Genomic DNA, 9888 nt, shown 5'->3' on the forward strand with positions numbered 1-9888 from the left:
GCAAGACCGTGGTGATGGGTGGCTTTCATGCCAGTAACCTGCCGGACGAGGCGCTGCAGCATGTGGACAGTGTAGTGGTGGGGGAGGGGGAACTGGCTTGGCCACAACTGCTGGCCGATTTTCAGTCCGGTCGGCTACAGCGGGTCTACCGGGCAGCCGGGCTGATCGATACGACACTGATCCCACCGGCCCGCCGGGAGATTTTTAAGGGCTCAGGTCACCTCTTTACCAACACCATCCAGACCACCCGTGGCTGTCCTTTTGACTGTGAATTTTGCTCGGTCACCGCATTTTATGGCCGCAAGTACCGCAAGCGTTCGGTGGAGCAGGTGCTGGCAGAGCTGCAGGAACTACGCAAGGCCAACTCCTTTGTCTTTTTTGTGGATGATAACATTGTGGCTGACCGTCGCTACTCGTTACCGCTTTTTGAAGGGATGAAGGGGATGGGGCTGAAATGGCTTTCCCATGCCCCGATTGATTTTGCCGAGGATCAGGAGCTGTTGAAGGCTGCCGGTGAATCCGGTTGTGTGGGGATGTTTGTGGGGTTTGAGTCCCTGAACCAGGATTCCCTTGCTGCCATGGGCAAGGTAACCAACAAGGCCGCGTCCTACAAAGCCTATGCTCAACAGTTCCGGGATAACGGTATCGGCATTCTGGGCTCCTTTGTGATGGGCTGTGATGGCGATACCCCGGCGGTCTTTGAACAGACCCTGCGCTTTTGCGAAGATGCCCGGCTTGAGGCTGCCATCTTCCCTATTCTGACCCCCTATCCTGGTACCAAGGTGCGGCAGCGGCTTGAGTCTGAAGGGCGGATCATCTCCAATAACTGGCAGGATTACGATATGGAGCATGTTACCTTCCAGCCTAAAGGGATGACGATCCAGCAACTGCAGGATGGCTATGATCAGGCCTGTCGCAGTTTTTATTCCTGGGGGTCCATCTATCGCCGCCTCTTCAAACTGCACCGTTCTGTTCAGGTCTTTGGTCCGATGAACATCGGATTCCGCTCAGCCATCCGTAGAAAACGGACTGATGCATGACTTCAAAACCCCGCCTGCTGTTAGTCTATCTCGCCACCCATAAACTTGGCTGGGTCAAACGCTTCCAACTTCCTTCCCTGTCACTTAAACAGGTTGCCGCTGTTACACCGCCTGAATGGGAGGTGCTGCTGGCTGATGAGGTGCAGGAAGAGATTGATTTTGAAGGTGAGTATGATCTGGTAGGAATCACCGCCATGACCCATCAGGCGGCCCGGGCCTATCAGATTGCAGATCGTTTTCGTGAACGGGGCGTGCCGGTGGTGCTGGGTGGTATTCATCCCACGGTGTTGCCTGATGAGGCGATTCAGCATGCTGATAGTATCGTGCTGGGCGAGGCTGAGCCGGTCTGGGCTGATCTGTTGCGTGATCTGCAGCAGGGGCAACTGAAACAGTTCTACCAGGTACTCCCTGCAGGTGATCTGCTGACTATTCCCTGGTCGCGCCATGATTTTCTGGCACCCCGCAAATATCTGACCACCAAGACCCTGCAGGCCAGTCGCGGCTGCCCTTACAACTGCCCCTTCTGTACGGTTACCCCTCACTTTGGACGCACCTTTCGCTACCGTGATCCAGAGGATGTACTGGCGGAACTAAGGAGTTTTAAGCCCGGTCTGATGGTATTTCTGGATGATAATATTCTGGGCGATCCTGAGCGGGCCAAGCCGATCCTGAAAGGGATGGCCGGTATGGGGTTGAAGTGGGGAGGGCAGGCAAACCTGCGTTTTGCCGAAGACCCTGAACTGGTCCGTCTGCTGGCTGCTGCAGGTTGTGTCGGGATCTTTGTGGGGCTAGAATCGGTGGATGGTGAGTATGCCAACCTGCCTAAAACCGCTGGCAAGACATCCCAGGCTGATCTGATCAAGCGGATCCGGGATACCGGCGTAGTGGTGGAGGCCTCGGTTATCTTTGGATTTGACGATCATGATGAAGGGGTATTTGAGCGGACCGTGCGTTACCTTGAAAACTGTGCTGCCAGCCTACCCACCTTTCATATTTTAACTCCCTATCCTGGTACGGCCCTGTTCACGCAGTTTCAGCAGGAAGGCAGAATGTTGCATACTGACTGGCAGCGTTACGATCATGGTCAGGTCGTATACCAGCCCAAGCTGATGTCACCGGAACGGCTCTACAACGGCTGGGTTCAGGCCCGTCGCGAGGCCTATAGCTGGTCTGCCATTGCCGGACGGGTCATGCAAAGCCCTGGCAAGGGGACCAACCTGTTGTATAATATTTTGCGGCGGGGTGGTATTTACGGCAGGGAGGAGACCCCATAATGCTTTGGATCTTTCCCGGACAGCCACTGCAACAGGAGCAAATAACACCTGATGATGCTGATTTCCATGCCCTGGCAGACCTGTGCCGGGCACACTGCGACTATGACCTGATCACGCATCAGCCTCTGGCCGGACATCCCTTGAGTCATCATACTTGTCTGCAGATCTACGGCGTAGCCATGTCGCTGTATCGCGCCAGAAAATTACGCAACGAGGGATCTATCCCCAGTCTGCTAAGTGAACATTCCCTGGGGATTTATGCAGCACTGGCTGCCAGTGGCAGTATTTCTGAGCAGGACGCCCTTGCACTGGTCAGTCGGATCGGTAGCTGTATGGCCCGGATGGGTGCTGTTGAAGAGTACAGCCTAGGCTGCCCCATCGGTCTGCCTATTGATCCGGTGGACGCTGCTGCCCGTAACAACGGGATATTTGTGGCAAACTATAATACCTCTCGTCATTTTCTGCTTGCCGGTAGAAAGCAGGGTATAGAGGCTGCTCTTGCTGAATGTCAGGCAGCCGGTGCCTTCAGTGTCAGCAGCTTTCCCTGTGAGGCCCCGCTGCATACGCCTTTGATGGCTGAGATTAGGGGTGATCTGGCAGCCATTGTTGCAGAGTATCAGATTGCTGAACCTCAGATTCCGCTGATTGAGTCTCTTAACCAAACCCGCCTGACCGCCGCAACGATACCAGCTTTTCTGGTTGATGAACTACAGCAACCGGTCTACTGGGAGCGCACCTGGAAGGCGGTTCGAGCCGCTGGTTTCAGTCGCTGCAGAGAGGTGGGAAGTGGCCAGGCCCTGACCAAGTTTAACCGATGGATTGATTCGGAGGCAGGTGCGTTGTGAAAACCCATGAAACCACGATAACGGTCCGTTTTAACGAAGTGGATGCCTACCGGGTGGCCTGGCATGGCCATTATGTTTGCTGGATGGAGATCGGTCGCAATAATCTGTCCGGGCAGTTTGGCCTTGGGCCGGATGATCTGTTGGCATTGGGCTATCAGGGGCCGGTGGTGTCGCTTGAATTAAAGTATCTGCGGCCTGCCCTGTTTAATGATCTGGTGACGGTTCGCACCTGGCTGGATGCTGATGCGGCAGCTATGTTGCGCTTTCGTTGCGAGATGTTGTCTGCAGATGGTCAGCGCCTGGCCAGTGGTCTGGTCTGCCATGCCCTGACCGATATGAACGGCGTGCTGCAGTATCGTTTGCCCTTGGAAGTGGAACAGCGGGTGGCCAGCATGCGGGCCTGGCTTGCGGAAGGTGTTGCCCTATGAAATTGTTACTGGTTTCTGCAAATCGAGAACGTTCACCTTATCCGGTTTTTCCGCTTGGTCTGGCCTTTCTGGCTGCACCGCTCAAGCAGGCCGGTCACAAACTGGCGGTGCTGGATCTCTGTTTTGAAGCTGAACCCCTTGCTGCGCTTCAGGCAGCCCTTGTTGCAGAGCAGCCTGAGGTGGTGATCATTTCGCTCCGTAACCTGGACAATGTCACCTGGCCCGATGCCCGTTCCTACCTGTCTGGCCTGACTGATCTGGTGACGGTCTGCAAAGGCAAGGCAACGGTTGTTGTGGGTGGCTCCGGCTTTAGCCTGATGCCGCTTGAGGTGCTGGCTACCTGTGGTGCAGATATCGGTCTGGTGGGGGAGGGGGAGCAGCAGCTTCCGCTGCTGCTGGACCGGCTAGGGCAGGGGGCTGATCTGGCTGATCTGCCCGGTGTTGTGCTGCCCGGTAAAACCGACTATATCCCGCCTGTGACGGTTAAGCAGATCGGGAGTCCTGATCGGGAGCTGTTTGATGTGGCCCGCTATCTGAAAGAAGGTGGCATGGCCAACCTGCAGACCAAGCGGGGCTGCCCCTTTGGTTGCAGCTACTGCACCTATCCCTTGCTGGAAGGGCAACAGATGCGGACCAGGCCGGTGGCTGATATTATTGCCGAGATCCGCAGCTTGGTGGATGATCATGGTGTCGATTATCTCTACTTTGTGGATGATATCTTCAACTACCCTACCAGTTTCTGTGAACAGCTCTGTAACGCCATGATTGACGAACAGCTCACCGTCAACTGGTCAGCCTTCATCAACCCGGACTTTATCACGCCACAGCTTTTGGGTCTGATGAAGCGGGCCGGTTGCGATGCGATTGAGTTCGGCACTGACTCCGGCTCCCCGGTCATGCTGCAGAGCCTCTGTAAATCGTTTACCCTTGAACAGGTCAAATCTGCTTCGCTGCTTTGCCATGAGGCGGGACTTGATTTCTCCCATTACATCATCTTTGGCGGTCCCGGAGAGACAGAAGAGACCATTCTGGAAAGCTTCAGACTGATGGATGAACTTAATCCAACTGCAGTCATTGCCATGACCGGTGTGCGGATTTATCCCCGTACCAAGCTGTATCGTACAGCTCTGGATGAGGGGATTATTACCACCGCAACAGATCTGTTGCAGCCCACCTTTTATCTGGCTCCGGCTATAAAAGATACGCTTTCATCACTTGTGATTGAGCAGGCTATGCAGCGCAAAAACTGGATTGTACCCGGCCTTGAGGTTAATATCAGTGACACCATGCTGGAGGCATTGCGGATGTTCAAGGTGCGTGGGCCACTTTGGAAGTTGCTGAAGAGGATGGGAAGAAGTAGAATTGCCCCGATGTCCTCTTCAAAACCAACGGTACTTGGATAACGCGGATCAAGCGGATAGAAATGCTTTAACGCAGAGAAAAAAGAGAGTGGCAAAGGCGCAGAGATTTTAACCTGACAGGTCAAACAATTTGTTTTCTCTGTTGCTCAGTTGCTCTGTGTTTCAATGTAATTATGGAGTTTTCATGAGTACTGATTCTGAATATATGGGTAAGATTGTGGTAGTTACCGGTGGCACCCGTGGCATTGGCCGGGCAGTGTCATTGCGCTTTGCAGCTGCAGGCGCCACGGTTTTTGCCGCCTACCTGAACAATGATGACGCTGCAGACAAACTGCGGCTGGATGCTACAGATCTACCGGGCAGCATCACCACCATCAAGGCTGATGTTGCTACTTCTGCCGGGGCAACCGCCTTGATTGATGCGGCCACCGCTGCAAGCGGGTACCTGGATGTTCTGATCAACAATGCCGGGATTATCCGTGATGGTTTTCTGGCCATGATGGCTGAAGATGACTGGGAAGCAGTGTTACGCACCAATCTTTCTCCCCTGTTCCACTGCAGCAAGTGGGGCATCCGCAAGATGCTGGCCCGCCGCAGTGGCGTCATCATCAATGTATCCTCCATCTCCGGCATTGCCGGCGCTGCCGGGCAGACCAACTATGCTGCCTCCAAAGGGGCTGCCATCAGTTTCACCAAGTCTCTGGCCCGTGAACTAGGGCCGATGGGGATTCGAGTCAATGCCGTGGCAGCCGGACTGATTGAGACCGATATGACTGCTGGCCTGAAGCAGGACCAGGTGGAGCGGATTGTGAAATCATCTGCCCTGGGCCGGATCGGCCAGCCGGATGAGGTGGCCGAAGCAGTGGCGTTTCTTGCTTCAGCTAAAGCCGGGTATATCACCGGGCAGTGTCTGGTGGTGGATGGAGGCATCCTGTGAGTCTGCAGCGGATCGCCATAACCGGTCTGGGCACTATCAACGGAGCCGCCAAGACGCTACCTGCCTTTCAGGAGGCGATTCTGCAGGGCACAAGCGGTATTGCACCGCTTGACCTGTTTGATGTCTCACAATTTTCTACCCAGATAGGTTGTCAGGTTAAAGAGTACAATTCGGCTGATTATTTTACCCGTCGCCAGGCAACCCATCTCTCCCGCACTGATCAGCTTGCCCTGATTGCGGCCCGTGAAGCGGTTGCCATGAGTGGACTGACCGGCGTCTGTGATCCGTACCAGGTGGGTGTCTGTATCGGTGGTGGCGTCGGTGGTATGCTGAATGCCGAAGAGTGGTTGCAGGGGGAGCTGTCTGGAAAACCTGCCCGGCCCGGTTTGTTGCGGACGTTGCTGCCGGATTGCAGCAGCACAGCTCTTGCTAAAGAACTGGGTTTTGCCGGGTATCAGGGCAGCATTACCACTGCCTGTTCATCGTCTGGTACTGCCATTGGCTGGGCCGCTGACCTGATCCGCACCGGTCGTCAGCAGGCCATGCTGTGCGGTGGTGCCGATGCCCTGACCATGTTGACCTTTGCCGGTTTCAATGCCCTGAAAGTGGTTGATCCCAACCCCTGCGCCCCGTTCAGTGCCGGTCGTCAAGGACTTACACTGGGAGAAGGGGCCGCATTCATGGTGCTGGAAGATGAACAGGCTGCCTTGCAACGCGGTGCTCAGATCTACGGTTACCTGTTGGGGTATGCCTTGCTGGGTGAGGCCCACCATATGACAGCGCCGGAGCCGAGCGGAGAATCCGCTGCCAGGGTGATGCATGCTGCTCTGGATGCAGCAGCTGTGGAGAAGGAGCAGATCGGTTGGATCAATGCCCATGGTACCGGCACCCCGTTAAATGATGTGGGCGAATCCAATGCCGTCAAGCTGCTGTTTGGCGAACGTGCTTCCCAGGTGCCGCTGATCTCCACCAAGGCCATAACCGGTCACTGCCTGGGGGCTGCCGGAGCCATTGAGGCGGTTGCCACCGTGCTGGCCCTGAATGCCGGAATCATCCCGCAGACCCTGCATTTCAGGGGTGTTGATCCGGCCTGTGATCTTGATTACGGTCATGCTGGCAGCCGGGCCACGGATACCCGAATGGCCCTGTCCAATTCCTTTGCCTTTGGGGGCAATGTCACCTCAGTTGTGCTTGGCTCTGCAGCTCTGCAGCAGGAGGTCTGCTGATGGATTACTTTGTACCAGCCATTGCAATCACCGGCACTGCTGCCATCAGCGCTGCAGGGGTCGGCATTAAGCCTGCGCTTGAGGCATTGACCAGTGGGGTCAGTTGTCTGAAGCCGATTCCTGATGATCTGGTTGCCGGTACCGCCGGACAGTACTGGGGTAAGGCCGATCTGTTCAAGGCAACCGATTTTATCCCACCGCTCAAGGCACGTAAACTTGATCGGGCCAGTCAGTTTGCCGTTGCTGCCGCAGGCCTGGCCCTGGCTGATGCCGGGATTGCCAGGGGGGCTTTCCCCTCGGACCGGATCGGGATTGCCCTTGGTTCCGGCTTTGGCGGTATCGCCAATGCCTCTGAGTTTTTAAGCGGCTATTATCAGGCTGGTGTATCTGGTCTGTCACCGATGCTGTTTCCCAATACCGTTGCCAATGCTGCTGCCAGCAACGCCTCAATTGAATATGGTCTGCAAGGCCCCAATATCACCTTTATTCAGCGTTTTTGTTCGGCAGAATCCGCCATTCTGGCAGCCTGCCGTTTTATTGAGGAAGGCCGGGCCGATATCATGCTGGCTGGTGGTGTGGATGAGCTGACCCCCCAGATGATGCGCGGCTTTAGCGTAACCGGACAGCTGACCCGTTATGCATCCGGTTTTGGCGAAGGTTGCGGTATGCTGGTGCTGGAGCGTGCCGACCATGCCCGTTGTCGGGAAGCTGCCATCTTGGCCCAGATCACCACAATCAGCACGATCGGTCTGCTCTTGCCCGGTTTGGAACAAACAGGGATCAACCGTCTGCTGCAGCGACAACAGAGCTGCGATCGCCTGAGCATCTCAGGCATTGAACAGGCTGCCGAACCGTTTACTGCTGCTGTTCAGGCGACAACCGTCAGCTGTCCCGGCCGTCTGATCGGACGTTCTTTGGCCATGGGGGGCACCGTACTGGGGCTGTTGACCGCTTCATTGCAGCCAGGTGAACAGGGGCTGCATCTGGCTGCCTCACCGGAAGGCCCCTACTATGCCATTTCAGTGCAAGGTGGCGACGCTGCTGAATCCTGATCCCACCGCATATCTGCCGCACCGCTATCCGTTTATCATGCTGGATCGGGTGCTGGAGCAGCAACCGGGCAGCTTTGCCCGTGCCCGCTACCGGACCAGTGCCTCGCTTCAGGCCTATCCCCAGATCCTGCTGGTTGAGGCGGTTGCCCAGCTTTCCGGGATTGCGGCAGCAGGGCAGCAGGGGGAGGGCGGTTTTTTGGCTGCGGTTGATCAGGCCCGTTTTGGCCGTGCTCCACAGCTTGGTGAAACCCTGGATGTCTTGGCCAGAATCATCAAATCCTTTGGCCGCTTACATCTGGTTGAAGGACAGGTGCTGGTGGGAGAAGAAGAGCTGTTGAGTGTTACCCTGACCCTGGGGATTGGACCATTATGAAAACCTTACTACACCTATTGCTTGCTTGTGCATTGGTGCTCCCGGCACTGCCGGTACATGCCCGTGTTCTTTCACCGGTGGAAGGGCTTGAGACCTTGCGTCGTTCCTTCGGCGCCATGCAGGATTTTACTGCAGAACTGACCCAGGAAAAGCAGCTTTCGATCATGAAGAAAAAGCTGGTCATGCAGGGTCAGATCCGGTTCAAAAAACCTGACCGCTTCTACATGGAACTGGTGCCACCCTACAGCAGCAAGGTGCTGCTGAAAGATACGGTGCTGCAGCAACGCCTGGGCACACAAGGTGAACTGCAGCGGATTGTGCTGCCGCCTGAGCAGGGGTTGTCCCGCTGGTTTGCCACATTGGCAAAGCCGATTACTGCCGTGCCGGAGGGGATGGAGGTACGGGCTGAGCAGAACGGTAGCCAGACCAGCGTGACCATCAGACCGGCCAAAAATGGACAACTGAAAGAATTAACGGTTGTGCTGTATGATGATGGCACGGTGCGCAAGCTCGTGCTGGAGGAGCGGGGTGGGGATAAAACCACCATGACCTTTCGCAAGACCCGTAAAAACATCGGCCTGACCGATGCTGATTTTCGTCTGGAGTAGTCATGTTCCGTTTCTGCGTACTGATTATACTGTCTGTCCTGCTTTCTGCCTGTGCAACTAAACCTCTTTTTACCGACAATTCGCAGGTTGTGCCGGGCAGGGTGGTTGAGACCCTTAGTTCCAGCGTGACTCTTTCCCTGCGTACTGGTGAAAAAAATATCTCCGGTCGTGGTTTCATGGTCTATCGTCGCCCGGATCAGATGCGACTGATCTTGCTGTCCCCCTTTGGTACCACCGTAATGGAGGCGCAGTTGGCAGGTGAACGTCTGACCCTGACCTATCCGGCAGATGGGGTTGCCTATCAGGGCCAGATCAAGGATCTTCCCCCTGCAACCGGGCAGCGTGGTTTTGCCATGCTGCGCTGGGTGCTGGATTCTGAGCCGCCCATTGGCGCCCCTGTCTCTGGCGTGGTTGAGCAGCAGGCCAGCCAGGGTGGCCAGGAGCAGATCACCATCAAGAATGGTCTGGTGCTTGAAAAGAGCCTGAAGTCCGGTGAACAGGTGCGCTACCGCAACCATACTGTGCTGGCCGGTGTGCGGCTGCCCCTTGAGCTGCAGATGGAGAGCGCTGAAGGTGACCGGATTCGCCTTGTGCTGGAAGAACCGGAAGTTAATACAGAACTTGAAGAACCGATGTTTAACGTACCGTTACAAGGTCTGCGACTGTTTCCCCTGTCCCAGCTGAAGGCCCGCTGATCCATGAATATTCCCGGTTTCAATGGTTTGCTTGATCTGGTCAGTCGCC

At 55.8% G+C, this 9888-nt stretch carries 11 protein-coding genes; all 11 read left to right on the forward strand.

The window, feature by feature from the left end; genetic code table 11:
* Positions 1–1040, forward strand: a 1040-nt coding sequence (locus tag OEL57_RS10005) for a B12-binding domain-containing radical SAM protein (protein ID WP_300740199.1), incomplete at its 5' end; no start/stop codon positions are given.
* Positions 1037–2314, forward strand: coding sequence for a B12-binding domain-containing radical SAM protein (locus OEL57_RS10010; RefSeq protein ID WP_300740202.1), 1278 nt, complete (start codon positions 1037–1039; stop codon positions 2312–2314). The genes OEL57_RS10005 and OEL57_RS10010, both read left to right, overlap by 4 nt.
* Positions 2314–3159, forward strand: coding sequence for an ACP S-malonyltransferase (locus OEL57_RS10015; protein WP_300740204.1), 846 nt, complete (start codon positions 2314–2316; stop codon positions 3157–3159). Before OEL57_RS10010 ends, OEL57_RS10015 begins: the two co-directional genes overlap by 1 nt.
* Positions 3156–3587, forward strand: coding sequence for an acyl-CoA thioesterase (locus OEL57_RS10020; RefSeq protein WP_300740207.1), 432 nt, complete (start codon positions 3156–3158; stop codon positions 3585–3587). The genes OEL57_RS10015 and OEL57_RS10020 overlap by 4 nt, the downstream gene beginning before the upstream one ends.
* Positions 3584–4990 carry a lipid biosynthesis B12-binding/radical SAM protein gene (locus OEL57_RS10025; RefSeq protein WP_300740209.1) on the forward strand — a complete coding sequence of 469 codons (1407 nt, stop codon included), beginning with the start codon at positions 3584–3586 and terminating at the stop codon, positions 4988–4990. The genes OEL57_RS10020 and OEL57_RS10025 overlap by 4 nt, the downstream gene beginning before the upstream one ends.
* 142 nt (positions 4991–5132) lie before the next feature.
* Positions 5133–5885, forward strand: coding sequence for a 3-oxoacyl-ACP reductase FabG (fabG, locus tag OEL57_RS10030; protein WP_300740212.1), 753 nt, complete (start codon positions 5133–5135; stop codon positions 5883–5885).
* A complete protein-coding gene (locus OEL57_RS10035) occupies positions 5882–7111 on the forward strand; it encodes a beta-ketoacyl-[acyl-carrier-protein] synthase family protein (protein WP_300740215.1) in 1230 nt (409 codons plus the stop codon). Before fabG ends, OEL57_RS10035 begins: the two co-directional genes overlap by 4 nt.
* A complete protein-coding gene (locus OEL57_RS10040) occupies positions 7111–8163 on the forward strand; it encodes a beta-ketoacyl synthase N-terminal-like domain-containing protein (RefSeq protein ID WP_300740218.1) in 1053 nt (350 codons plus the stop codon). The genes OEL57_RS10035 and OEL57_RS10040 overlap by 1 nt, the downstream gene beginning before the upstream one ends.
* Positions 8123–8536: a 3-hydroxyacyl-ACP dehydratase FabZ family protein gene (locus tag OEL57_RS10045; protein ID WP_300740220.1), complete on the forward strand. Its 414-nt coding sequence runs from the start codon at positions 8123–8125 to the stop codon at positions 8534–8536. The genes OEL57_RS10040 and OEL57_RS10045 overlap by 41 nt, the downstream gene beginning before the upstream one ends.
* Positions 8533–9144: a LolA family protein gene (locus OEL57_RS10050; RefSeq protein WP_300740223.1), complete on the forward strand. Its 612-nt coding sequence runs from the start codon at positions 8533–8535 to the stop codon at positions 9142–9144. The genes OEL57_RS10045 and OEL57_RS10050 overlap by 4 nt, the downstream gene beginning before the upstream one ends.
* Before the next feature lie 2 nt (positions 9145–9146).
* Positions 9147–9839: a lipoprotein insertase outer membrane protein LolB gene (locus OEL57_RS10055; RefSeq protein ID WP_300740226.1), complete on the forward strand. Its 693-nt coding sequence runs from the start codon at positions 9147–9149 to the stop codon at positions 9837–9839.
* Positions 9840–9888: the final 49 nt, after the last annotated feature.

Origin of the sequence: Trichlorobacter sp. (genome assembly GCF_030247655.1) — a bacterium.
Taxonomy (GTDB): Bacteria; Desulfobacterota; Desulfuromonadia; order Geobacterales; family Pseudopelobacteraceae; genus Trichlorobacter.

Coding starts and splice junctions, on each gene's coding strand:
- OEL57_RS10010 (WP_300740202.1), top strand. CDS start 1,037: ATGACTTCAAAACCCCGCCTGCTGTTAGTCTATCTCGCCACCCATAAA.
- OEL57_RS10015 (WP_300740204.1), top strand. CDS start 2,314: ATGCTTTGGATCTTTCCCGGACAGCCACTGCAACAGGAGCAAATAACA.
- OEL57_RS10025 (WP_300740209.1), top strand. CDS start 3,584: ATGAAATTGTTACTGGTTTCTGCAAATCGAGAACGTTCACCTTATCCG.
- fabG (WP_300740212.1), top strand. CDS start 5,133: ATGAGTACTGATTCTGAATATATGGGTAAGATTGTGGTAGTTACCGGT.
- OEL57_RS10040 (WP_300740218.1), top strand. CDS start 7,111: ATGGATTACTTTGTACCAGCCATTGCAATCACCGGCACTGCTGCCATC.
- OEL57_RS10045 (WP_300740220.1), top strand. CDS start 8,123: ATGCCATTTCAGTGCAAGGTGGCGACGCTGCTGAATCCTGATCCCACC.
- OEL57_RS10050 (WP_300740223.1), top strand. CDS start 8,533: ATGAAAACCTTACTACACCTATTGCTTGCTTGTGCATTGGTGCTCCCG.
- OEL57_RS10055 (WP_300740226.1), top strand. CDS start 9,147: ATGTTCCGTTTCTGCGTACTGATTATACTGTCTGTCCTGCTTTCTGCC.